Source organism: Thermoanaerobacter sp. X514, assembly GCF_000019065.1.
GTDB classification, from domain to species: Bacteria; Bacillota; Thermoanaerobacteria; order Thermoanaerobacterales; family Thermoanaerobacteraceae; genus Thermoanaerobacter; species Thermoanaerobacter pseudethanolicus.
Genome location: NC_010320.1, coordinates 1,866,707 through 1,889,360, shown reverse-complemented (window position 1 = coordinate 1,889,360; position 22,654 = coordinate 1,866,707). Strand labels below are relative to the sequence as shown.

The 22,654-nt window shown below is 36.8% G+C and carries 26 protein-coding genes, 1 tRNA gene, 1 pseudogene and 1 other annotated feature; of the genes and pseudogenes, 23 read left to right on the top strand and 5 right to left on the bottom strand.

Features of this window, described 5'->3' with window-relative positions:
* Window positions 1–15: 15 nt before the first annotated feature.
* The gene (locus TETH514_RS09440) at window positions 16–1,341 is read right to left on the bottom strand and encodes an IS481 family transposase (protein WP_009051794.1); all 1,326 of its coding nucleotides are present in this window, start codon (window positions 1,339–1,341) and stop codon (window positions 16–18) included.
* A 136-nt stretch (window positions 1,342–1,477) separates the two neighbouring features.
* Window positions 1,478–2,059, bottom strand: a complete 582-nt coding sequence (locus TETH514_RS09435) for a DUF6431 domain-containing protein (RefSeq protein WP_003870792.1) — start codon at window positions 2,057–2,059, stop codon at window positions 1,478–1,480.
* A 138-nt stretch (window positions 2,060–2,197) separates the two neighbouring features.
* Between TETH514_RS09435 and TETH514_RS12395 the strand changes: the two are divergent.
* From TETH514_RS12395 to bcp, 12 genes and pseudogenes are all read left to right on the top strand, one after another.
* Window positions 2,198–2,413 (top strand): annotated as a pseudogene (locus TETH514_RS12395) (PLP-dependent transferase); the annotation flags it as partial.
* 20 nt (window positions 2,414–2,433) lie between these two features.
* Window positions 2,434–2,727 carry a thiamine-binding protein gene (locus tag TETH514_RS09430; protein WP_003867682.1) on the top strand — a complete coding sequence of 98 codons (294 nt, stop codon included), beginning with the start codon at window positions 2,434–2,436 and terminating at the stop codon, window positions 2,725–2,727.
* Window positions 2,728–2,759: 32 nt separating this feature from the next.
* Window positions 2,760–3,938 (top strand): CapA family protein, encoded by a 1,179-nt coding sequence (locus TETH514_RS09425; protein ID WP_009052488.1) that lies wholly within the window; start codon window positions 2,760–2,762, stop codon window positions 3,936–3,938.
* 103 nt (window positions 3,939–4,041) lie between these two features.
* Window positions 4,042–4,339, top strand: a binding site (T-box leader).
* Between the two features lie 37 nt (window positions 4,340–4,376).
* Entirely contained in the window at window positions 4,377–5,804 is a 1,428-nt protein-coding gene (gene trpE, locus TETH514_RS09420) for an anthranilate synthase component I (RefSeq protein ID WP_009052487.1), read from the top strand.
* On the top strand, window positions 5,804–6,391 hold the full coding sequence (locus tag TETH514_RS09415; RefSeq protein WP_009052486.1) for an aminodeoxychorismate/anthranilate synthase component II: 588 nt from the start codon (window positions 5,804–5,806) through the stop codon (window positions 6,389–6,391). The genes trpE and TETH514_RS09415 overlap by 1 nt, the downstream gene beginning before the upstream one ends.
* Window positions 6,372–7,388: an anthranilate phosphoribosyltransferase gene (gene trpD / locus TETH514_RS09410; RefSeq protein ID WP_003867686.1), complete on the top strand. Its 1,017-nt coding sequence runs from the start codon at window positions 6,372–6,374 to the stop codon at window positions 7,386–7,388. Before TETH514_RS09415 ends, trpD begins: the two co-directional genes overlap by 20 nt.
* Window positions 7,388–8,170 carry an indole-3-glycerol phosphate synthase TrpC gene (gene trpC, locus TETH514_RS09405; protein WP_009052485.1) on the top strand — a complete coding sequence of 261 codons (783 nt, stop codon included), beginning with the start codon at window positions 7,388–7,390 and terminating at the stop codon, window positions 8,168–8,170. The genes trpD and trpC overlap by 1 nt, the downstream gene beginning before the upstream one ends.
* Window position 8,171: 1 nt before the next feature.
* Window positions 8,172–8,783, top strand: coding sequence for a phosphoribosylanthranilate isomerase (locus TETH514_RS09400; protein WP_009052484.1), 612 nt, complete (start codon window positions 8,172–8,174; stop codon window positions 8,781–8,783).
* Window positions 8,780–9,955 carry a tryptophan synthase subunit beta gene (gene trpB, locus TETH514_RS09395; protein WP_009052483.1) on the top strand — a complete coding sequence of 392 codons (1,176 nt, stop codon included), beginning with the start codon at window positions 8,780–8,782 and terminating at the stop codon, window positions 9,953–9,955. Before TETH514_RS09400 ends, trpB begins: the two co-directional genes overlap by 4 nt.
* On the top strand, window positions 9,952–10,740 hold the full coding sequence (gene trpA / locus TETH514_RS09390; protein WP_009052482.1) for a tryptophan synthase subunit alpha: 789 nt from the start codon (window positions 9,952–9,954) through the stop codon (window positions 10,738–10,740). The genes trpB and trpA overlap by 4 nt, the downstream gene beginning before the upstream one ends.
* An 11-nt stretch (window positions 10,741–10,751) precedes the next feature.
* Entirely contained in the window at window positions 10,752–11,534 is a 783-nt protein-coding gene (gene aroF, locus TETH514_RS09385; RefSeq protein WP_012268743.1) for a 3-deoxy-7-phosphoheptulonate synthase, read from the top strand.
* An 80-nt stretch (window positions 11,535–11,614) separates the two neighbouring features.
* Window positions 11,615–12,076 (top strand): thioredoxin-dependent thiol peroxidase, encoded by a 462-nt coding sequence (bcp, locus tag TETH514_RS09380; protein WP_038016646.1) that lies wholly within the window; start codon window positions 11,615–11,617, stop codon window positions 12,074–12,076.
* A 33-nt stretch (window positions 12,077–12,109) separates the two neighbouring features.
* On the opposite strand, the gene TETH514_RS09375 is transcribed toward bcp, so the two are convergent.
* Window positions 12,110–13,291: a PLP-dependent aspartate aminotransferase family protein gene (locus tag TETH514_RS09375; protein ID WP_009052480.1), complete on the bottom strand. Its 1,182-nt coding sequence runs from the start codon at window positions 13,289–13,291 to the stop codon at window positions 12,110–12,112.
* Between the two features lie 220 nt (window positions 13,292–13,511).
* On the opposite strand from TETH514_RS09375, the gene TETH514_RS09370 reads away from it, so the two are divergent.
* The gene (locus tag TETH514_RS09370; RefSeq protein ID WP_003867694.1) at window positions 13,512–13,823 is read left to right on the top strand and encodes a DUF5665 domain-containing protein; all 312 of its coding nucleotides are present in this window, start codon (window positions 13,512–13,514) and stop codon (window positions 13,821–13,823) included.
* A gap of 15 nt (window positions 13,824–13,838) precedes the next feature.
* On the top strand, window positions 13,839–14,459 hold the full coding sequence (locus tag TETH514_RS09365; protein WP_003867695.1) for a TraR/DksA C4-type zinc finger protein: 621 nt from the start codon (window positions 13,839–13,841) through the stop codon (window positions 14,457–14,459).
* A gap of 22 nt (window positions 14,460–14,481) precedes the next feature.
* On the opposite strand, the gene TETH514_RS09360 is transcribed toward TETH514_RS09365, so the two are convergent.
* Entirely contained in the window at window positions 14,482–14,898 is a 417-nt protein-coding gene (locus TETH514_RS09360; RefSeq protein ID WP_009052479.1) for a secondary thiamine-phosphate synthase enzyme YjbQ, read from the bottom strand.
* Window positions 14,899–15,078: 180 nt separating this feature from the next.
* On the opposite strand from TETH514_RS09360, the gene TETH514_RS13180 reads away from it, so the two are divergent.
* Window positions 15,079–15,153 (top strand): PspC domain-containing protein, encoded by a 75-nt coding sequence (locus TETH514_RS13180; RefSeq protein WP_156770530.1) that lies wholly within the window; start codon window positions 15,079–15,081, stop codon window positions 15,151–15,153.
* A gap of 172 nt (window positions 15,154–15,325) precedes the next feature.
* On the opposite strand, the gene TETH514_RS09355 is transcribed toward TETH514_RS13180, so the two are convergent.
* Window positions 15,326–15,401, bottom strand: a tRNA-Trp gene (locus tag TETH514_RS09355).
* A 162-nt stretch (window positions 15,402–15,563) separates the two neighbouring features.
* Here TETH514_RS09355 and TETH514_RS09350 point away from each other — a divergent pair.
* The 8 genes from TETH514_RS09350 (at window position 15,564) to TETH514_RS09315 (ending at window position 22,637) form a co-directional block, all read left to right on the top strand.
* On the top strand, window positions 15,564–16,655 hold the full coding sequence (locus TETH514_RS09350; protein ID WP_003867697.1) for a transglutaminase domain-containing protein: 1,092 nt from the start codon (window positions 15,564–15,566) through the stop codon (window positions 16,653–16,655).
* 558 nt (window positions 16,656–17,213) lie between these two features.
* The gene (locus tag TETH514_RS09345; protein ID WP_009052478.1) at window positions 17,214–18,896 is read left to right on the top strand and encodes a methylmalonyl-CoA mutase; all 1,683 of its coding nucleotides are present in this window, start codon (window positions 17,214–17,216) and stop codon (window positions 18,894–18,896) included.
* Window positions 18,897–18,910: 14 nt separating this feature from the next.
* On the top strand, window positions 18,911–19,324 hold the full coding sequence (locus tag TETH514_RS09340) for a cobalamin B12-binding domain-containing protein (RefSeq protein ID WP_003867699.1): 414 nt from the start codon (window positions 18,911–18,913) through the stop codon (window positions 19,322–19,324).
* A 3-nt stretch (window positions 19,325–19,327) separates the two neighbouring features.
* Entirely contained in the window at window positions 19,328–20,257 is a 930-nt protein-coding gene (meaB, locus tag TETH514_RS09335) for a methylmalonyl Co-A mutase-associated GTPase MeaB (protein ID WP_003867700.1), read from the top strand.
* Window positions 20,258–20,270: 13 nt separating this feature from the next.
* Window positions 20,271–20,672, top strand: coding sequence for a methylmalonyl-CoA epimerase (mce, locus tag TETH514_RS09330; RefSeq protein ID WP_003867701.1), 402 nt, complete (start codon window positions 20,271–20,273; stop codon window positions 20,670–20,672).
* A 36-nt stretch (window positions 20,673–20,708) separates the two neighbouring features.
* Window positions 20,709–21,068 carry an OadG family transporter subunit gene (locus TETH514_RS09325; RefSeq protein ID WP_003867702.1) on the top strand — a complete coding sequence of 120 codons (360 nt, stop codon included), beginning with the start codon at window positions 20,709–20,711 and terminating at the stop codon, window positions 21,066–21,068.
* A gap of 46 nt (window positions 21,069–21,114) precedes the next feature.
* A complete protein-coding gene (locus tag TETH514_RS09320) occupies window positions 21,115–22,230 on the top strand; it encodes a sodium ion-translocating decarboxylase subunit beta (protein ID WP_009052477.1) in 1,116 nt (371 codons plus the stop codon).
* A gap of 185 nt (window positions 22,231–22,415) precedes the next feature.
* Complete coding sequence (locus TETH514_RS09315) at window positions 22,416–22,637, top strand: hypothetical protein (protein ID WP_012268741.1); 222 nt, start codon at window positions 22,416–22,418, stop codon at window positions 22,635–22,637.
* Window positions 22,638–22,654: the final 17 nt, after the last annotated feature.

The window sequence follows — 22,654 nt, the reverse complement described above, 5'->3', positions numbered from 1 at the left end:
TAAACACCTCTTTTTTTAATCAATGATATCATTAAAGGATATTACTGGGGAATTAGGTTTTGCCGCAAAATCCACAGTATCTTCATTTTCGCTTACAACCTTTCTGTCTTCGATATATTCTACAGGAATTTTAGCATTATCATGAAAATTTACCTTATACGCTTCCCCTACTTTTTTGCCTTCATGAAAAAGTAAAAGGGGTGTATTATCCTTAAGCCACTGCGGGTCATATCTGACTTCTAAGCGCATACCTTTAAACTTTTCTTCTGTTTCGTAAAGTATATTTTCCACTTTAAGTGTGGCATCTTTGTTTACTTTACGATTTACTCTTATGAGAAAACATTCATTCAACATATCTATGTCACCACACATATTTACCCTTGATATTTGAGACATGAAAAAATCTAAAGGACTCATGCCAATACTGCTATGTTCTTTTCGGTTGTAATCATCCTCCAGCCATTTAAAAAACATCATATTGAGCTCATCTATACTCTTTATGGATGTAGGATCTATTGTGCTTAAAAATCTCATTCTCACCGTATGAAAGAATCTTTCTATTTTCCCTTTTGAATGAGGTGAAAAGGGCTCAGCATGAATAAGAGATGTACCTAATGATGCACATATATATTCAAATTGAGTGCTTCTATATATCTTTCCATTGTCAGTGTAGAGCATTTTGGGTATTCCCCTTCTTAGCACTGCTTCTTTAAATGAGTCTCTTAAAGCTAAAAAATTCTGGGTATAGTAAAAGCGAGCATAGGTACACAGCCTGGAAGCATCATCTATATATGCAATAAGGTACGTTTGTCTCTTTGTTTTACCTTCTTTAATATATGGCCCATACATGACATCAGTCTGCCACAGTTCATTGATGAATTCATGGGAAAATCTCTTTGTTTTACCCTCTTTTTCTTTATCTAAAGATTTTACAGGAATGTTTTTCAAAAACCTATAGAATGTCGAAAGGGATACTTTATCCGGTGAGATTATTCCTTCTCCTATCAATGTCTCATAAAGAAGTTTGTTTGGCATTTCAGGATGTTCAAGCTTTTTTTGCTTTATTTTCTCTGAAAGTTCAAAGTTTATCTTTCTGTATTTGCCTCTGTCGCTTCGATAACCCGGCTTTAACGCTTCTATACCGCCTCTTAAATACTGATATAGCCACCCTCTAAGTGTCTTGGGAGTATATCTTCTCATTCCAAGATAAGGTATCTCAATAGGTTTATCGGAAAGAGCATCAAAATATTCTTTCTGATTTTTTACCTGTCCGTTTAGCACCGGACTTATCAGTGAAAATCTCTTTAATGCTATAGCTTCTCTCGCTTTTTCATCAAGCATTTATATGTTCCCCCTTCACTTTTTTGATTTCTTAATCGTAATTTTAGCTCATACCTGGGGGACATTAAAGGAAAAAGTTATGTTGCTAAGAAAAAATCAAAATTTTTATTTAAATCTTTCGGATTTAATGCTAAAATTATGTGAGAGAGGCCAGAAATGATTTTTGGCAATGAGCATAAAACCGTTGGGAGAAGAGTGGTACAATGCTTATTATGTCCAAAATCTCTCTGGCCCTCTCTCTTTGTGAGTCAGTCTCAGATAACTTTATGTAAGGGTCTATTTGCCTTAATCCGTATATGATAAAACTTAAATTATTCATTATCCTTTTGGTGTAAAAATATATATGCTGTCTTGAAAATAGTATGGTGGGAAAGTTTCTTTTTAAGTCACTTATGAAAGAACTGAGAGTTTTTTCTCTTGTAAGTGTCTCTTTTAAAGACTTTACAATCATATTGAAAGAATACTGAAAATGGGGAAGACAGAAATCAGGAAGGTAGGAAAGAGTTCTTTTACACACAGGACATATATATCTTCTTATGGCTATTTTTATACAGTTAGGTCCATCTAAATAGTAACGGTAATAAAACCCGTGCTTTTTTAGTTTTACTCTACACTTGCAATCGGGATAAGGACATCTATCTGGTGGGTCAGGAAAATTGTAATCTTTACCTTTATGTAAATATTCTTCAATGTTATCAACATGGAAAATTATTTGCATAAGTAACCTCTCCAATTAAAATTAATGCTAAAGGAATCTGAAAAAATTTTTTTAAATTCCTTTAGCATTAATTTTATCACAAGATTATTTAATCTGAAAAATTTTATCGGTTTTGGGCTAAATTAATTTGAGAAATGACAGTTTATAAGTAATTTAAGATTGTGTCAGTTAGCGGTAAGCTTGGGAGATACAGAAACATTAGTGGAAGTACCTTCCCTTATGACTCACAGAGGGTATCCAAAAGAAAAACTTGTGGAGTTTGGATTGAGTGAAAGTATGGTGAGAATATCAGTAGGGCTCGAAGATTACAATGATATCATAGAGGATTTAGATCAAGCTCTTAATCAAATTTAGGGATATATTGAGGTGAGAAAATGCCTATTGTCAATTTAAGCCTGCAAGTATTGCCTGTAGTTTCTGAAGAAAATATATATCCAATTGTAGATAAAGTCATAGAATATATAAAGAGTACAGGTGTGAAGTATGTAGTAGGGCCAATGGAAACTACAATGGAAGGAGACCTTGATGCACTTTTAGAGATAGTGAAGAAAGCACAAGAAATTTGTATAAAAGAAGGTACAAATAGGGTCATCTCTATTGTAAAAATTGATTATAAACCGGAAGGAGTTACAATTGACGAGAAGATAAAAAAATATGAGAATCTTTAAAAGGATGAAAAATTATCTTTGGAGTTGATTTGATGCTTTTTAATTTGAGGAAAAAATATTTTATAATATTAGCTTTCTTGATATTCTTATTATTTTTAATGAGCGGGTGTAACTTTTATACAAGTACTGATATTCCTACAAAGGGAGCTTTGTCAGAAGAGAAGAAAGATATAAAAACTATTACTATAACTGCAGTAGGAGATATAATGGTTCATATGCCACAAGCTAAAAGTGCTATAAAGCCAGATGGAAGCTATGATTTTACCCCTCACTTTGAGGAGGTAAGGGAGTACATAAAAGACAGTGATATAGCGATATGTAACCTTGAGACCACTATAAGTACTCCCGTAAAGGGTTATACTGGATACCCTCGTTTTAGGTCACCAGAGGAAATTATTCCAGCAATAAAGTATACAGGTTTTAATGTAGTCATTACTGCTAATAATCACAGCTTAGATAATTTAGAATTTGGAGTTGTAAATACTTTAAATGCTTTGGATAAATATGGTCTATTTCATGCAGGCACTTATAGAAATGAGGAAGAAAGCAAAAAAATATTAATTATTGATAAAAAAGGTATAAAAGTAGCGATACTTGCTTATACTTTCGGAACAAATGGTATGGAGGTTCACATTGATAGGGGTAAGTTAAAATATATGGTAAATTATATCGAAGAAGAAAAAATTTTAAAAGATATAAATAGAGCAAAAGAAGAAGGAGCAGATATAGTAATCTTGTATTTACATTGGGGAATGGAGTACGCTAGAACGGTTGATGAAGAAAGGAAAACTTTAACTGATAAATTATTTAGAGCTGGTGCGGATATAATATTGGGTACACATCCTCATGTAATACAGCCTATGGAGAAAAAGAAAATAACTACAGATGAGGGAGAAGAAAAAGAAGTTTTTGTGGCATATTCATTGGGAAATTTTATATCTAATCAAAGAGATCGCTATCAAGATAGTGGTGTAATTGTAAATATCACTATTACTAAGAAAAATGATAAAACAAGTATTACTGAAGTAAGTTATGTTCCTACTTGGGTAAGAGTCTTTAAAAAAGAAGGCAAGACACAATATAGAATATTGCCTGTAGGGAAATTTTTAAATTGTGAAGAATTATCAAGTACTGAACTTGAGCGAATTAGAGAAGTATGGCAAGAAACAACTGACATAGTAGGTAGTGATGGGATAAAAATTAAAGACTAATTAGAACCAGCTAATTTGCATAATTATTTTTATTTTGCATAAAAATATATTGACAAATAATTTAATGCGTTATAGAATTAAAATAACACAATTTAAATATGTGTGAAAACCAATGACCGGGAAGAGTAGATATCAGCGTTTAGTCAAAGCGAGCTCGGGAGGGTGGAAGCCGAGTACTGTAGCTGATATTGAATGGGCCCGTGAGGTGAGATGCGAACTTTAAGTAGCAGTATCCGGTAGTCTACCGTTAAAAAGACAGGGTATCGAGGAATTTCCGTACCCGAAAGAGTGGTCCTGTGTTAAAAAGGTGGCACAAGCGAGCATTTCGCCCTTTTGGTGAAATGCTTTTTTTAGTAATACAGGACAAATTGGGTGGCACCGCGAGTCACTTCGCCCCAATGGGCGGAGTGACTTTTTTAATTTTCAGGAGGTGATAAAGTGGTAAACATTTCTAAAGAAGATTTTTGCGAACACAAAAAAAGAGGATATGTCTTCCCAGTCTATGCAGAAATAAACGGAGATGAACTGACACCAATAAACATTTTTTATAGTCTTAAAGGCAAAAACAAATTTTTACTGGAAAGTGCAAATGGAGGCACTAACTGGGGCAGGTACTCCTTTATAGGAAAAGACCCTTATTTATCAATTTTAAGTTATGGAAAAAGGATAAAACTTATAGGTGAAAGTGAAGAAGAAAAAGAAGGCTTAATTCTTGATGAAATAAGAGATATTATGAATTTTAAGTACAATTCCTTAGGGCTTGATATCCCGTTTGTAGGTGGGGCTATAGGTTATGCTTCCTATGATCTGATTAGACTTTATGAGAAGCTACCAGATAAAAACCCTGATGAAATAAATATACCGGACGTATACTTTATGTTTTATAAAAGTTTTATTTGCTATGACCATCTTAAACACAGAATCTATGTTGTTTATAATGTGTATCCTGAGGAAGACGTAGAATATGAAGAAGTTTTGCAAAAAATTAATGAACTTTTGCAAGAGGTAAAATCAAATGCTCCTCAATTTCATGACCTTCCATCACAACAAGAAAAGGAAATTTATTACAATTTTACAAAAGAAGAGTTTTGTAAAATTGTTGAAAAAGCAAAAGAATACATCGAAAAAGGAGACATATTCCAAGTAGTGTTGTCTCAAAGGTTAAAAGCAGCAGTAAGCTCCCACCCTTTCGAGATATACAGAAGATTAAGGTCAAAAAATCCATCTCCATATCTTTTTTACATCGATTTTGGTGATTTTCAGCTTCTTGGTTCTTCACCTGAAAGCCTTGTAAGTGTTTTTGGAGACAAAGTGACTACAAATCCCATTGCAGGCACAAGGCGAAGAGGAAAAGATGAAGAAGAAGATTTAAGACTTAAAGAGGAACTTTTAAAAGATGAAAAGGAAAGGGCAGAGCATGTGATGTTAGTTGACCTTGGAAGAAACGACATAGGAAAAGTTAGTGAATTTGGAAGTGTAAAAATAGAGCGTTTTATGGAAGTAGATTTTTACTCTCATGTAATGCATATTGTATCGACTGTTTCAGGAAAGTTAAAAAGAGGACTTACGGCTTTTGATGCTCTTATAGCTTGTCTTCCTGCAGGTACAGTTTCTGGGGCACCAAAAATAAGAGCGATGGAAATAATAGACGAACTTGAAAATGTGAGAAGGTCTTTTTACGCAGGAGCTGTTGGATATTTTTCCTACAATGGCAATATGGACATGTGCATAGCAATAAGGACTATTCTCTTCAAAGAAGGTTATGCTTACGTTCAAGCGGGAGCAGGCATTGTATATGATTCAATTCCTGAGATGGAATACTGTGAAACTTTAAATAAGGCAATGGCTCTTAAGGAGGTTCTTTGATGATTCTGATTATAGATAATTACGATTCCTTTACCTATAATCTTTATCAATATGTGGGAGAAATGAACAAAGAAATATTTGTAATAAGAAATGATGAAATGGATATTGAAGAGATTGAAAAACTGAATCCTGAGAAAATTATATTATCACCTGGACCAGGAAGACCTGAAAATGCAGGCATATGCGTTGATGTCATTAAAAGTTTAGGGGATAAAATTCCAATATTAGGAATATGTCTTGGCCATCAAGCGATTGGATATGCATATGGTGCAAAAATTGTAAAAGCAGATAAGATAATGCATGGCAAAACTTCTCTCGTATTTCACGAAGGTGAAAAAATATTTAAAGATATTAAGAATCCTATAGAGGCAATGAGATATCACTCTCTTGTTATAGATAGACAAACTCTTCCAAGAAATTTAGAAATTACAGCCTATACAGAGGAAGGAGTGATTATGGGAGTAAGGCATAATAAATACCCTGTATATGGTTTACAGTTTCATCCAGAGTCTATCTTGACAGAGCAGGGTAAAGAAATTTTGAGAAATTTTTTGGAGGTGGGATACCATGTTACAAGAAGCTATTAAAAAAATTGTTTCAAAAGAGAACCTTGAAGAGAGAGAAGCTTATGCTGTTATGAATGAAATTATGAGTGGTAATGCAACTCCTTCTTTAATAGGGGGTATATTAATAGGACTCCGATTAAAAGGGGAAAGTGTAGAAGAAATAACAGGTTTTGCAAAGGCAATGAGAGATAACGCCATAAAATTAGAACTTGCTTCGGATTATGTAATAGATACTTGTGGTACAGGTGGCGATGGTGGGAAGACATTCAATATTTCAACGGCAGTGGCGATAATTGCCTCTGCTGCAGGAGTAAAAGTTGCAAAACACGGCAACAGAGCTGTTTCCAGCAAAAGCGGAAGTGCAGATGTTTTGATGGAATTGGGATTTGACATTGAAATGGTGCCAGAAAAAACAAAAAGATTAATTGAAGAAAAGGGTATGGGATTTTTGTTTGCGCCCAAATATCACGTCGCAATGAAAAACGTAGCAGGCATAAGAAAAGAGTTAGGCACAAGAACGGTATTTAATGTTTTAGGACCATTGACAAATCCCGCATTTGTAAAAGGACAGGTATTAGGAGTTTACGATAAAGAATTGACTCATCCTCTCGCTGAAGTACTTTTAAGATTGGGAACTGAAAAGGCTATGGTGGTCCACGGCTTTGATGGCCTTGATGAAATAACTACTACTTCTCCTACTTTTGTCAGTGAAGTAAAAGAAGGCAAAGTCATTGATTATGTGATAGACCCAGAGGATTACGGTATCCCTTATGCAAAACTTGAAGATTTAGAAGGCAAAGATGCAAAAGAGAATGCTCAAATAATCTTAAACATCTTAAAAGGTGAAAAAGGGCCTAAAAGAGATATAGTCGTTTTAAACGCAGCAGCAGCCTTATATATAGGAAAAGTTGTGGAAGATTTAAAAGAGGGAATAAAAGTCGCAAATTATCTAATAGATACGGGTTTAGCTCTTGATAAGCTTACAGAGATTTTGGAGTACCAAAGGAGGCTTAATTGATGGTATTAGATGAGATTGTGAGACACAAAAAAAAGGAGGTGGAAGAGAAAAAAAGAATAAAGCCAGTAGAGGAACTAATTAACGAAATTAAAGGAGGCTATTCTGGCAATTTCAAGAAAGTACTTCAAAAAGAGGGTATATCAATTATTGGAGAGATAAAACAAGCCTCTCCATCTAAAGGAATTATAAAAGAAGACTTTGATTCAGTAAAAATTGCAAAAGTGTATGAGAAAGTTGATGTTGACGCTATTTCCGTTTTGACAGAGAAGGAATTTTTTAAAGGGGATGACAACTATATCAGGGAAGTAAAAAAAGTGAGTTCAAAACCTATTTTGAGAAAAGATTTTATTGTGGATGAATACCAAATATATGAATCAAAAATTTTAGGGGCCGACGCAGTACTTCTCATTGTATCTGTATTAGGTGACAAATTAAGAGATTTTTATAATTTATCTAAAAGTGTAGGTTTAGATGTGCTTGTGGAAATTCACGACAGACAACAGCTTGAAATAGCACTGGAAGCTGGATGTGATATAATAGGCATAAATAACAGAGACCTCAAGACTTTTAACGTAGATATAAACACAACAGAAAACTTGATTAAATATATACCTCAAAATACAACAATTGTTTCTGAAAGTGGAATAAAAACGCCGGAAGATATAAGGTATCTGGCTTCTTTGGGAGTAGATGCTGTATTAATTGGTGAGACTTTTATGAAAATCATAGATGATATTGATAAAATCAGCGATTTTGTAAAGGAGGCCAAGGGAGGAGGATAAATTGGTAAAAGTAAAGATTTGCGGACTGAGAAGAAAAGAGGATATTGAATATGCCAATGAGCTAAAACCTGATTATGTAGGATTTGTCTTTGCAAAAAGCAAAAGACAAATAGAGGTAGAACAGGCTTTAGACCTCATAAGCCTTCTTGATAAAGAGATCAAAACAGTGGGAGTTTTTGTAAATGAACCAGTGGAAAATGCATTAAAAATAGCTCAAACACTAAATCTCGATGTTTTACAGTTTCACGGTGATGAAACACAGGATTATATAGATAATTTTAAAAATTTCACAGTGTGGAAGGCAATACGCATAAAAGACAAAGAAGATTTGGAAAAAACAAAAGAATTTAAAGTAAATAGTTTTGTATTTGATACTTTGACAAAAAACGAATACGGTGGTACAGGAAAAACATTTAATTGGGAAGTTTTAAAAGGATTTGAATTGAATGTTCCAATAATTTTGGCAGGAGGGCTAAACGAAAACAATGTAGAGGAAGCTATAAGAATAGTAAATCCCTATGCTGTTGACGTCTCCAGTGGCGTTGAGACAGAAGGTTATAAAGATTTTAAAAAAATGAAATCATTTATTGAAAAAGTGAGGGGTATTCGATGAGTGGAAGATTTGGACGTTTTGGAGGTCAGTATGTGCCAGAGACTGTGATGAATGCGCTTATAGAATTAGAGAGGGAATTTGAAAAAGCTAAACAGGATAAAGATTTCATGGAAGAATATAGGTATTACTTGAGGGAATATTCAGGAAGGCCTACACCTTTGTATTATGCTGAGAATCTTACTAAAAAGCTGGGTGGGGCAAAGATTTATCTAAAGAGGGAAGACCTAAACCACACAGGAGCCCATAAAATAAACAACGTATTGGGACAGATTTTATTGGCAAAACGGATGAATAAAAAGAGAGTTATAGCTGAGACAGGGGCAGGACAGCATGGAGTGGCAACTGCTACAGCTGCTGCAATGTTTGGAATGGAATGCGAAATATTCATGGGAGAAGAAGATATAAAAAGGCAATCTTTAAATGTCTTTAGAATGAAACTTTTAGGTGCAAAAGTAACACCAGTAAAATCAGGGACGGGAACCTTAAAAGATGCAGTAAATGAAGCAATAAGGGATTGGGTGACGAATATAAACGATACTTTTTATGTGATAGGTTCTGTTGTTGGTCCTCATCCTTATCCTACAATGGTGAGAGATTTTCAAAGAGTGATAGGGGATGAAGCAAAAGAACAAATACTTCAAAAAGAAGGAAGACTTCCTGATTATGTGATTGCTTGTGTTGGTGGAGGCAGCAATGCAATGGGAATTTTCTATCCCTTCATTGAAGATAAAGAGGTAAAATTGATAGGAGTAGAAGCAGCCGGAGAAGGGATTGAGACAGGGAAACATGCAGCTGCAATGGCGAAAGGCTCTGTAGGAGTATTGCACGGCATGATGACTTATCTTTTACAGGATGAAGAGGGGAGAATAATGCCAGTATACTCTATATCTGCAGGACTGGATTACCCAGGTGTAGGTCCAGAACATGCCTTTTTAAAAGAAAGTAATAGAGCTCAATATGTATATGCGACAGACGAAGAAGCATTGGCGGCTTTTATGGATTTATCTCAAACAGAAGGGATAATACCAGCTTTGGAAAGTGCTCACGCTTTGGCATATGCTATGAAACTGGCTCCAAATTTAACGAAAGACAATATTATCATTGTAAATTTGTCAGGCAGAGGAGATAAAGACGTAAATACAGTTGCAAAAGTATTGGGGGTGGAGTTATGAATAGGATTGACAAAAAGTTTGAAGTTTTAAAAGGAGAAGGGCGCAAAGCCTTAATAACCTTTATAACAGCGGGAGACCCGGATATTGAGACGACTTATGATATAGTCTTGGCTTTGGAAGAAGCAGGATCTGATATAATAGAACTGGGAATACCTTATTCTGATCCCTTAGCTGATGGACCTACAATACAGGCTTCTTCACAAAGAGCTTTAAATAAAGGTGTAAAAATACCTGATATAATGAAAATAGTAGAAAAAATAAGGTTAAAAAGTGATATCCCTCTGGTTTACCTTGTCTACTATAACTCTATATTCAAATATGGCATACAAAAATTTTTAAAAGAGTCAAAAGATGTAGGGATAGATGGGCTTATCATACCAGACTTGCCTATTGAAGAAAGAAAAGATATTTTAGAAGAAGCAGATAAATACGGTATTTATTTAATACCTTTAGTCGCTCCCACATCAAAAGAAAGAATAAAATTAATCACTGAAAATGGCAAAGGATTTGTATATTGTGTTTCAATTACAGGTGTGACAGGAGCAAGAGAAGACATTGAAACTGACATTGAAGAATATATGAAGACAGTCTCTCAATACACCAATATGCCAAAGGCGATAGGGTTTGGCATATCTACTCCGGAGATGGCGAAAAAATTAAAAGATTTTAGTGATGGGATTATTGTAGGGAGTGCCCTTGTAGAAAGAATTGCTAAAGGGTATAATAAATCTGAAATGCTGCAGGAAGTTAAGAGTTTTGTATCCAGCTTAAAAGAAGTGTTATGAAGGTGATGAAAATGGACCTTAAAATAATTGGCGACAAAAATAATAAAATATCAATAAAAATAGGAGATATAACTGTTGGAAAAGATAAACTAATAATAGCGGGACCTTGTGCTATAGAGAATGAAGAAATGCTAGTAAAAACAGCAGAAAAAGTTAAAAGCTGTGGCGCAAATGCTTTAAGAGGAGGAGCTTATAAGCCCCGCACCTCCCCTTATTCTTTTCAAGGTTTAGGGATTGATGGACTTAAAATGCTTAAGAATGTGGGAGATATGTTTAATTTGCCAGTTGTAACTGAAGTTTTAGATGTGAGAGATGTTGAAATTGTGGAAAGATATGTTGATGTTCTTCAAATAGGTTCAAGAAATATGCAGAATTTTTCGCTTCTCAAAGAAGTAGGAAAAACCAAAAAGCCTGTTTTGTTAAAAAGGGGATTTTCAGCTACCTATGAAGAATGGCTTTATGCAGCGGAATATATTGCAGTTGAAGGAAACACCAACATCATCATGTGTGAAAGAGGTATAAGGACTTTTGAAACTTATACACGAAATACGCTGGATATTGCTGCAATTTCAGTAATTCATGAACTTTCAAACTTGCCTATTATCGCAGATGTAAGCCATGGTACAGGGAAAAGAAGCTTAATCATACCGATGGCAAAAGCTTCAATAGCTGCTGGCGCAGACGGAATAATGGTGGAAGTTCACCCTGAGCCCGATAAAGCTTTATCTGATGGAGAACAGTCTCTTGATTTTTCCCAATTTGAAGAATTGATGAGAGAGATAAAAAGCTATTGAAATTTTGCGTGAGAAAATATATAATAGAAGTAACAGAAAATAATTATCTAAAGAAAATAATTTTAGAAAGTAGGGATAGCATGGTAGAGCTAAATAAAAAAGCTCCTGACTTTACTTTAAATACTCATGATGGAAAACAAGTTTCCCTTTCAGATTTTTTAGGTAAAAAGGTTGTTTTATACTTTTATCCAAAAGATAACACTCCAGGTTGTACAAAAGAAGCTGTTTCTTTTAGGGACAACATAAAGTCAATAGAAGAGAAAAATGCTGTTATAATAGGTATAAGTTTAGATGATGAAATTTCTCATAAAAAGTTTATTGAAAAATTCAATCTTCCTTTTATTCTTCTAAGTGACAAAGATGCTAATGTGTCTACAGAATATGGGGTATACAAAGAAAAAAACATGTATGGCAAAAAGAAAATGGGAATAGAAAGGTCAACTTTTATCATTGACTCTGAAGGAATTGTTAGGAAAATATTTAGAAGGGTAAAAGTAGATGGACACGTTGAAGAGGTATTAAAGGTGCTAGATGAAATATAAAAAAAGTTTAGGGAAAGCCCTAAACTTTTTTTCTTATATCTTGTCAAGAGCTTGTTTAAAGTCTTTTATAATATCTTCTATCTCCTCTATTCCAACAGAAACTCTTATAAGTCCTTCTGAAATTCCTAACGCGTTTAATTCTTCCTTGCTGAGAGACCTATGGGAAGTGGATTTTGGATGAGTTATCATGGTTTGTACTCCTGCCAGTGAAGGAGCAAATTTCACCAGTTTCAGCTCTTGCATAAACTTATCTACTTCAGGTTCTCCACCTTCTATTTCAAAACTTAACATACCTCCAAACTCATCTTTAAACAACTTCTTTGAAACACTGTAGTCAGGGTGAGAAGAAAGTCCGGGATAATACACTTTTTTGACTTTTGGATGGCTTTCTAAGAATTTAGCCAATTCCATTGCGTTTTTACAGTGTTCTCTCATTCTTAAGAATAGAGTTTTTGCTCCTCTTAAAGTCAGCCATGCGTCAAAGGGGCTCATTGAACCGCCGAAGTTTTGCGTAATTCTTTTTGTGCGAGAGATAAATTCTTTATTGCCTGCTATAAGTCCGGCGATGACATCGCTGTGGCCGTTAATGTATTTTGTTGCGCTGTGTATTACAGCATAAGCTCCTAATTCAATTGGTTTTATCAAATAAGGTGTTGTAAAAGTATTGTCAACAATCAATTTTATATTGTGCTTTTTTGCGATATTTGCAACTTCTACTACATCAAAAACTCTTATTAGAGGATTTGTCATGATTTCCATGTATATCACTTTAGTGTTTGGTTTTATAGCTTTTTCAACAGCTTCTAAATCGGAGAAATCCACTAAAGTTACATCAATATTAAGTCTTTTAAATTCTGCATTAAAAAGACTGTTTGTACCACCGTATATATCTTTTGCGGCGATTATGTGGTCTCCTGAATTTACTTCTGCCAACAAAGCTGAAAAAATTGCCGCCATTCCGGATGAACAAGCCTGTCCTGCTTCCGCGCCTTCTAAACTGGCAATTAATTCTTCCACTGCAGTTTGATTAGGGTTTCCAAGTCTTGTGTACATATACCTTGAAGGATTACCACCAAGATAATCGTAAACTTCTTCCAACGTATCAAAAGTGAAAACAGAAGTTTGATAGATAGGAAGAGTTTTTGGCATTGGAGGAATTTCTTTATCTATGTAGTTTCCAGTATGTACTACTTTTGTTTTAAAACTTAAATCCATTTTATCAACTCCCACAATTTGTACTTTAAATTAATGATAATATGTGCAAAATTAAAAGTCAACAACGCTTCACTTGAATTATATTTTGAGGTAAACTATTATTAAATACAAAATTGATTGCATATTTTTTCTAATGAATAAATAAACGTTTATAAAGGCTTTATTTTACAGTAATAAAGAAAACGATACTGGAAAAATTAAATGTAAGGAGGAAAAAGTCTTGAATAAAGACGAATATAAAAACAATAATAATATTATGTTAACTGCAATAAAAAAGCAGTTGGACCAAATGTCAGAGATGATGGAGAAGATGAAAATTGCTGATTACGTCGAACTTATGCAAAGCCCTTATAGGCTTTTGTGGCTAAACTTTATAGGCGGGGTAGCAAGAGGTTTTGGAATAGCAGTAGGCTTTACAATACTTGGTGCGATAATTCTTTATATTCTTCAAAAACTAGTGGTGTTAAATTTGCCTGTGATTGGCAGTATTATAGCGGATATAGTTAAGATTGTAAATCAAAAGCTATATTAGATAGGAGTTGGTATAATGGATAGTGAAAAACTGGAACACTTTAGACAGTTACTGTTAAAAGAAAAGGAAAAGGTCTTAAGTACTATAAATCAAATGAATTTGAATGATGGTATAGGAGGGATTGCACAAAGAGAATATTATCAAGAACTTTCTCTTTTGGATAATCATCCGGCAGATTTTGCTTCTGAAGTTTATGAAGTAGAGAAAAATTATGCTCTCAAAGATAATGAAAAATATATTTTAAGGCAAATAGAAGATGCTTTTAAAAGAATGGAAATAGGTACTTACGGCATATGTGCTCACTGTCATAAGCCAATTGAAGAAGAGCGTTTAGAAGCCCTTCCTTATACTGTTCTTTGTGCAGAGTGTGCTAAAAATAATGATTTAGAACTTAAGGATTTAAAAAATTCAAGGCCTAATGAAGAAAGAATGATAAAATACCCCTTTGGATGGGGGTATAAGGATTTAAAAGGTGAAATTCAATTTGATGCAGAGGATTCTTATCAAGAAGTTGCACGGTTTAATAAGACGAAAAGTGGCTTGGACAATTATGACGATGTCTATGATGATGAAAATGCTGGCTATGTAGAAGAAACTGATAAAATAAGTAATGAGGATTATAAGAAGACATTATAAATCTCCGGGAAACTGGAGATTTTTATTCACCTATAATTTTGACCAACACTCTCTTTTTTCTTTTTCCATCAAATTCACCGTAGAAAATTTGTTCCCATGGTCCGAAATCCAATTTTCCATCTGTTATTGCAACAACCACTTCTCTTCCCATTATTGTACGCTTTAAATGAGCGTCTGCATTATCTTCGTAAGTGTTATGATAATATTGTTCATAGGGTTTTTCAGGAGCTAATTTTTCTAAGAAATTTTCAAAATCTTTATGTAAACCCGGTTCATCGTCGTTTATAAAAACACTTGAGGTAATGTGCATTGCATTACATAAAAGAAGCCCTTCTTTGATGCCACTTTCTCTCACACATTCCTCTATAAAAGGTGTAATGTTTATAAATTCTCTCCTCTTTTTTGTTTCAAACCACAACTCTTTTCTATAGCTTTTCATGGTGATACCTCCTACATTGTTGTTTTATTTATATTTTACCACAAATAAATTGTTTGCAAGAGTAATAATACTCTGGTATATTAATTTTAAGAGGAAAAGGGTGTCGTAAAACGGACACAAAAAAATTGGCGTTTGAAGGTTATATTAGGAAAGAAAATAAAAAATTAAGGAGTGTTTATAATGTCAAAAAAGCTTTATCGCTCAAGGACACAAAGAATGATAGGAGGAGTATGTCGTAAAACCCGATACAGTTAGCCATTTTTACCTTGCTATCTTCCCCTCAAATGCAGTCGCTAACTGGTTTAGGAGAAGAGTTTGTCGATAGCATCGATACTAGATACCGTTGTCGGTGGTTATGAGCAAAGGTCTAATTAAGATAAACAAAAAAGCTTTCGGAGGCTAATTCCGAAAGCCTTGTTTTTCCTACTGGCAGGGGAGACAGGAATCGAACCCGCAGCCCACGGTTTTGGAGACCGTTGCTCTACCAATTGAGCTACTCCCCTGCGCGCTTTTTATTATAGCATACAAAATAAACCCTCGTCAATAATTTATATCTTTTTTTGTTGAATTATTCATGAAAAGTTTTTTAATATATAGTATAATTAAAGAAAAGCGAAGACTTGCCGTACTATATACTAAAGATTAAAAATTCAGGAGGTTAAACAATGCGCAAAAGTGCATTTTTGTTAGTTATAATTGCTGTAATATTGTTTTTGATGTTTTTTTCCTTTAATTTTACAAACTTAATACCTACATTTAATGAAGGAAGAATTTCTTTTGAGCAAAATCCAGTTGTTAAAAATATACAAGAATTTATACTTAACTCTCTAAAATATATTGAAACAGTAATTGGAAATAGAATAATGTTGGATAATGGACGCTTAATAATTGATTTTAGGACTAAGACAGGAGTTCTTGAATTACCCTCTTCAAAAGAGTCTGTGGGAACTGATTCTTCTTCTTTTGCTAATTTGCCTTCTGTTAATAGTGAAAAGGATTTGTATCTTTTAATAAAGAACACTCTTCACAAGAATGAAGAAGAGATAACGTTTATTGCTAAATCCTCTTTTTGCGATTCAATGGGAAGTAGCTGTTCAAGTGAAGACATTATAACAAGTATGTCGGATGTTGTGAAATTGGTATTATCTCACCATCCTGAAATTGGATATACTGATAAATGGACTGTGTCTGTAGTTAGCTACAATAATGATGTAAATAAGGTAACCATAAAGTTTGATTACTTTTATCCAAAAGATAAATTGGAAAAAATAAAAGAAGAAGTAAACATAAAAGCTAAAGAAATAATTAGCAAAATAATAACTCCAAATATGACTGAATTACAAAAAGCTAAAGCTATTCACGATTATATAGTTAAACACACTAAATATGATTATAAGAACTATCTAAACAATACTATACCATTAGAATCTTTTACTGCTTACGGAGTTTTAATAAAAGGAGTGGGAGTGTGTCAAGGATATACTGCAGCTTTTAATTTATTAGCTCATATGGCTGGAATAGATAGTCTTGGAGTGTCAGGTACTGGTTTTTACAATGGCAAAGCCATGCCACATGCTTGGAACATGGTAAGAATCGATGGTAAAATTCGTTATATAGATGTTACTTGGGATGACCCTGTGCCTGATAGGGGGAATAAAGTAATGTATACTTATTTTAATGTAACTGAAAAACAATTAGAAAAGGACCATAAGTGGGATAAAGAAAAATTTTCGGAGAAATATTTTGATTATAAGTAAAAGGGTTTTAGAAAAACACTAAAACCCTTTTTTGATATAAGAGTTTTACAAATTTTTTTAAAATAATTAGTTTACCACGCAAATAGGCACAAGGTATTCATTTCCAGAAGAAGAAACGATGACAAATTACCTTGTAAGGGTATGATAAAATGAGCATAACTTTCTGCAGTTTCTATGCCGTTTTTAGAGAAACAGAAACTATAGCTTCAGGAACAGCCACTTCTTTAATTTTTTGTTCTGTGAGACTTCCACCAACTTTAGCAACTTGCCTTTAAACTCCTAGGATATAAAAATAGAGTAAATATTTGTAACATTCTATATGATGCAAGAATTGTATCAAAAATATTCATGACATTTATTATTCATTTTATGGAGGATTTTTTATTTTTATATAGAATAATTATATATTGCAAACAAAATCTAATGAGAGTGATAGATTGGTAAGAAATAAAGAACTCATAATAATAGAAGATAATTATACAAAATTAAGCAAATTACTCAATACCCCCTTTATATCCTGCAGTTAACCAAATTCTAAGTGTGGAGGTGTTTAAAGAAATGTACCATAACAAGGAGTTCCTTAAAAAACTCGAAGAGGAAAAGAAAAGATGGGAAAGCACTACCGTAGAAAAAGTCATAAGTAAGGCCCCCGAGAGGTATGAAAAATTCTATACAGGTTCCAACTTAGAAGTAGACCGCCTGTATACACCGTTGGATGCACAGGAAAACGACTACATAAAAGACTTAGGGTTTCCCGGCGAATACCCATTTACCAGAGGAATCCAGCCTACCATGTACCGTGGTCGCTTGTGGACCATGAGACAGTATGCAGGTTTTGGCACAGCAGAGGAATCCAACGAGAGATATAAGTTTTTGTTATCCCAGGGACAGACGGGCCTGAGTGTGGCTTTCGACCTGCCCACCCAGATAGGCTACGATTCCGACCACCCCATGGCTCAAGGTGAGGTGGGCAAAGTAGGTGTGGCCATCGACTCGCTGAAAGACATGGAGATACTGTTTGACGGCATACCCCTGGACCAAGTCAGCACTTCAATGACCATAAATGCTCCTGCCGCGATACTTCTTGCCATGTATATAGCTGTAGCAGAAAAACAGGGAGTCAGCCCGGAGAAACTTTCCGGTACCATCCAGAACGACATACTGAAAGAATATGTGGCCAGGGGTACCTATATATTTCCACCTGAACCTTCTATGAAACTCATAACTGACATTTTTGAATTCTGTTCCAGGAACGTGCCCAAGTGGAACACCATAAGCATAAGCGGCTACCACATAAGAGAAGCTGGAGCAACGGCGGTACAGGAAGTGGCCTTCACGTTGGCCAACGGCATAGCGTACGTAGAAGCTGCTATAAAGGCAGGGCTTGACGTCGATGACTTTGCTCCGAGACTTTCCTTTTTCTTCAATGCCCATAATGACCTTCTGGAAGAAGTCGCTAAATTCAGGGCCGCGAGGAGACTATGGGCGAAAATAATGAAAGAACGTTTCAAAGCTAAAAACCCAAGGTCTATGATGCTGCGCTTCCATACCCAAACTGCTGGCTCTACTCTAACTGCCCAGCAGCCCGACAACAACATAGTAAGAGTAGCCATCCAGGCCCTGGCGGCAGTGTTAGGAGGCACTCAATCGCTGCACACCAACTCAAGGGACGAAGCCTTGGCTTTGCCTACCGAAGAATCTGTGAGAATAGCCCTGAGGACCCAGCAGATAATAGCCTACGAAAGCGGAGTGACAGAGACCGTAGACCCGCTGGCTGGCTCTTACTACGTAGAACACCTGACAAACCTCATAGAACAAAAGGCCATGGAATATATACAAAAAATAGATGAACTAGGGGGTGCTCCGAAGGCCATAGAAAAAGGCTACATCCAGCAGGAAATCCAAGACAGTGCCTACAGATACCAGCAGGAAATTGAATCAGGTCGCAGGATAGTAGTGGGAGTAAACAAATTCCAGATAGAAGAAGAACCGCCCAAGAACCTTTTAAAAGTGAATCCCGAAGTAGAAAAAATCCAGAGGAAGAAACTGGAAGTACTGAGGGCTACGCGGGACAACATAGCCGTCAAAAGCGCTCTGGAAGAACTTTCCTGTAAGGCGAAAACCAGTGAAAACCTCATGCCGAGCATAATAAACTGCGTAAAGGTGTATGCTACCCTAGGTGAAATAAGTGACACCCTGCGAGGGGTATTTGGTGAATACAAGGCCACTGTAACCTTTTAGTGGGAGGTGGAATAATGGAACAAACAAAGAAGATAAGAGTATTAATAGCAAAACCAGGTCTTGACGGCCATGACAGGGGAGCAAAAGTAATAGCCAGGGGTTTGAGGGATGCAGGGATGGAAGTAATTTATACTGGCCTTCGGCAGACTCCCGAACAGATAGTCGAGGCTGCCATACAGGAAGATGTGGACGTAATTGGGCTTTCGATACTGTCCGGAGCCCATAATGTGCTCTTTCCCAGGGTAATGGAACTTTTAAAACAAAAAGGAGCCGAGGATATCCTAGTGATTGGAGGAGGCGTGATACCCCACGAAGACATACCCTACCTGAAAGAGTGCGGCATAGCCGAGATATTTACCCCTGGAACCTCGATATCCGAGATAGTGGAGTTTATCAAAAATAACGTCAAAAAACGGGGAGAGGTGTGAAATTTGGACCTGGCCGACAGAGTACTAAAAAAGGACAAAAGAGCCGTAGCAAGGCTCATAACCCTCATCGAGCGCGAAAGCCCGGAAGCCACAGAGGCTTTGAAACAACTTTATAAGTACACCGGAAATTCCTTTGTCATAGGCATTACCGGACCGCCCGGGGCCGGCAAGAGCAGCCTTGTAAACGAGCTTGCCAAAAAAATCCGGGCGAAGGGCAAAACGGTGGGGATAATAGCCGTCGACCCCACCAGCCCCTTCACCGGCGGCGCTTTACTGGGCGACAGGATAAGGATGCAGGATTTAACGCTAGACGATGGCATTTTCATCAGAAGCATGGGCAGCCGTGGCTCCCTGGGCGGCATTGCTAAAGCCGCTTACGATGCGGTAAAAGTACTGGATGCTTTTGGCATGGATTACATCATAATCGAAACCGTGGGTGTAGGCCAGTCGGAGATAGACATAGTGAAACTGGCGGATACGGTTGTGCTTGTACTGGTCCCCGGCCTTGGCGACGACGTGCAGGCCATTAAAGCCGGTATAATGGAAATAGCCGATATATTTGCCGTGAACAAATCCGACAGGGAAGGAGCGGATAGATTAGTTACCGAAATCGAAATGATGCTGGACCTTTCACAGAAACAGTTCGACTTTAGACCTCCAGTTGTCAAAACCGTTGCCGTTACCGGTGAAGGCATCGATACCCTGGAACGCAGGATAAGGGAACACCTGGACTACCTTAGCAAAAATGGAATCCTGGAACAGAAGAGAAGAGCCAAAGTAAGGGAAGAGTTCATGGAATTATTGAAAGACCATATCACCAGACTGATACTCCAAAAGAACTCACCCAAAATAGACATGCTGTTACAGGATATATCCAAGAAGGCGGTTGATCCGTATACGGCCCTTGATATTCTTACAAGAGAAATCCTTTAGGAGGTAAAAAGCCATGAATATCCTGAAAATAGACCACATAGGCATAGCCGTGAACAGCATAGAAGAGGCATCCAAAATATACACAGAACTTCTGGGACTTGAGATGCACGGTGTGGAGGAAGTGGCGGAGCAGAAAGTAAAAGTGGCCTTCATACCGGTTGGGGAAAGCGAAGTGGAACTTTTAGAATCCACCGATCCCGAAGGCCCCATCGCACGGTTCATAGAAAAAAATGGTGAGGGTGTACAGCACATAGCCTTCCGGGTGGAGGACATCGAAAAAGCTCTAGAAGAACTCAAGCAAAAGGGTGTAAGGCTCATCGACGAAAAACCAAGGTATGGTGCCGGGGGTGCAAAAATCGCCTTCATCCACCCCAAAGCCACAAAAGGCGTTCTCATAGAATTATGCGAGAGATAAAAGGGGAGTGAAAGGGCAAAAGAAGGGGATGAAAAAATGATAGAAGCATTAAGTACCACTGTTTTAGGCTTTGGAATAACCCTCATCTTCCTTTACCTGCTGTCCCTCATTCTTGACCTTATGAGGGTTGTATTCTACAAGAAGGACAAAAAAGAGCCCAAAATACTGCCGTCACGGGAACAGGAAAAAACAAAGTTCCAGGAAGATGAAACCGAAGAAGATGAAGGGGAACTTATAGCCGTAATAACATCCGCCATTTTAGCATGCTCCCAGAAACCTGCTGACGAGATAAAAATAAGGCTTATCAGGAGAATTAATCAAAGGACCCCTATCTGGGCCATGGAATCAAGGCTTAATCTAATGAAACACCAACAACACTTAAGAAGCCTCCGCTGACACTGTATAAAGTAAAACCAAAAAAATAAAGAAGAGGTGAAACCAATTGTTCGAGGCAATAATAAACTTTCTAAAAACTACTGGCTACTTTAATGTAACGCTATCCCAGCTCATAATGATAATCATAGCCTTTGTACTCATGTATCTTGCAATAGTAAAAAAATATGAGCCGCTGCTTTTAGTGCCCATAAGCTTTGGCATGTTTTTAGCCAACATACCTGAAGCCGGCCTAATGGAGGAGGGGGGATTTTTATACTGGATATACCAGGGAGTAAAACTCGGCATATACCCGCCTCTTATATTCATGGGGGTTGGGGCTATGACCGACTTTGGTCCCTTAATATCAAACCCCAAGAGCCTCCTTTTGGGAGCTGCCGCCCAGCTCGGCATATTCATCACATTCCTTGGAGCAAGACTTTTGGGGTTTGATGCAAAAGAAGCCTCCTCTATAGGCATAATAGGCGGGGCTGATGGCCCCACGGCCATATTTGTGACAAGCAAGCTTGCCCCTCATCTTCTGGGAGCCGTGGCGGTAGCCGCCTACTCCTACATGGCTCTAGTACCTATAATCCAGCCCTCTATAATGCGCCTTCTGACCACCAAAAAAGAGCGCACCGTAGTAATGGAACAATTAAGGCCCGTATCAAAGACCGAAAAAATAATATTCCCGATAATAATCACGGTACTGGCGAGCTTTTTAGTGCCCCCTGCCACGCCGCTCATCGGCTCCCTCATGTTGGGCAATCTCTTCAGAGAATCCGGCGTAGTAGACAGGCTTTCCAAGGCTGTCCAAAACGAATTGATGAACATACTAACCATATTCATAGGGCTGAGCGTAGGGGCTACAGCCAGTGGAGACAATTTCCTGAGGCTCGAGACCATAGAGATAATAATTCTAGGGTTGATAGCCTTTGCAGGCGGTACTGCTGGGGGAGTGCTTTTTGGCAAGCTGATGTATCTGCTCTCTGGTGGAAAGGTAAACCCTTTGATAGGCTCTGCCGGAGTGTCGGCGGTACCCATGGCTGCTCGTGTGTCCCAGAAAGTGGCTCAGGAAGAGATGCCTGGTAACTTCGTACTGATGCACGCCATGGGTCCCAACGTGGCAGGAGTCATAGGCTCTGCCATCGCCGCAGGCGTGTTGCTTTCACTGTATGGTGGATAGTAAAAAGCCGCTTCAATTTTTGAAGCAGTTTTTGTGACGTTGGGGCAGGATATTACAGTTTCCTGGGTCACATAGGAGGAGATGACTTTGTAGCGATTGTAAAAACTTATGATGTAGAAAGGCTTTGTAAGAACATAATAGAAGAGTTTGATTATAACATTGTAAGGTTTTATAATGAGCTGGATGTGAAGAGAGGTTACATACATGCCACAGACAGGCTTGGCAATGAAAGTGACTTCCCCATCATGGGAATATCCATTGCTGTTGTGAATAATTCCAACAGGAAGTTTTCTGATATAGATGAGATAAGCAGAATTGCATCGCAAATTAAAATGGAGTGTAAAAAGTACGAAAAAAGCCATTACATAATTGAGTCATTGGAAAAGGGAAAACAGGCGGTGATATAATAGAACAACCGCCTTTT

What these genes read in the sequence shown, in the direction of transcription:
- TETH514_RS09350 (WP_003867697.1), top strand. Translation starts at nt 15,564, where the DNA reads ATGCGCAAAAGTGCATTTTTGTTAGTTATAATTGCTGTAATATTGTTT.
- TETH514_RS09360 (WP_009052479.1), bottom strand. Translation starts at nt 14,898, where the DNA reads ATGAAAAGCTATAGAAAAGAGTTGTGGTTTGAAACAAAAAAGAGGAGA.
- trpC (WP_009052485.1), top strand. Translation starts at nt 7,388, where the DNA reads ATGGTATTAGATGAGATTGTGAGACACAAAAAAAAGGAGGTGGAAGAG.
- trpB (WP_009052483.1), top strand. Translation starts at nt 8,780, where the DNA reads ATGAGTGGAAGATTTGGACGTTTTGGAGGTCAGTATGTGCCAGAGACT.
- TETH514_RS09435 (WP_003870792.1), bottom strand. Translation starts at nt 2,059, where the DNA reads ATGCAAATAATTTTCCATGTTGATAACATTGAAGAATATTTACATAAA.
- trpA (WP_009052482.1), top strand. Translation starts at nt 9,952, where the DNA reads ATGAATAGGATTGACAAAAAGTTTGAAGTTTTAAAAGGAGAAGGGCGC.
- trpD (WP_003867686.1), top strand. Translation starts at nt 6,372, where the DNA reads ATGTTACAAGAAGCTATTAAAAAAATTGTTTCAAAAGAGAACCTTGAA.
- mce (WP_003867701.1), top strand. Translation starts at nt 20,271, where the DNA reads ATGAATATCCTGAAAATAGACCACATAGGCATAGCCGTGAACAGCATA.
- TETH514_RS09430 (WP_003867682.1), top strand. Translation starts at nt 2,434, where the DNA reads ATGCCTATTGTCAATTTAAGCCTGCAAGTATTGCCTGTAGTTTCTGAA.
- TETH514_RS09375 (WP_009052480.1), bottom strand. Translation starts at nt 13,291, where the DNA reads ATGGATTTAAGTTTTAAAACAAAAGTAGTACATACTGGAAACTACATA.
- TETH514_RS09415 (WP_009052486.1), top strand. Translation starts at nt 5,804, where the DNA reads ATGATTCTGATTATAGATAATTACGATTCCTTTACCTATAATCTTTAT.
- TETH514_RS09425 (WP_009052488.1), top strand. Translation starts at nt 2,760, where the DNA reads ATGCTTTTTAATTTGAGGAAAAAATATTTTATAATATTAGCTTTCTTG.
- bcp (WP_038016646.1), top strand. Translation starts at nt 11,615, where the DNA reads ATGGTAGAGCTAAATAAAAAAGCTCCTGACTTTACTTTAAATACTCAT.
- TETH514_RS09340 (WP_003867699.1), top strand. Translation starts at nt 18,911, where the DNA reads ATGGAACAAACAAAGAAGATAAGAGTATTAATAGCAAAACCAGGTCTT.
- TETH514_RS09440 (WP_009051794.1), bottom strand. Translation starts at nt 1,341, where the DNA reads ATGCTTGATGAAAAAGCGAGAGAAGCTATAGCATTAAAGAGATTTTCA.
- TETH514_RS09325 (WP_003867702.1), top strand. Translation starts at nt 20,709, where the DNA reads ATGATAGAAGCATTAAGTACCACTGTTTTAGGCTTTGGAATAACCCTC.
- TETH514_RS09365 (WP_003867695.1), top strand. Translation starts at nt 13,839, where the DNA reads ATGGATAGTGAAAAACTGGAACACTTTAGACAGTTACTGTTAAAAGAA.
- aroF (WP_012268743.1), top strand. Translation starts at nt 10,752, where the DNA reads ATGGACCTTAAAATAATTGGCGACAAAAATAATAAAATATCAATAAAA.
- TETH514_RS09345 (WP_009052478.1), top strand. Translation starts at nt 17,214, where the DNA reads ATGTACCATAACAAGGAGTTCCTTAAAAAACTCGAAGAGGAAAAGAAA.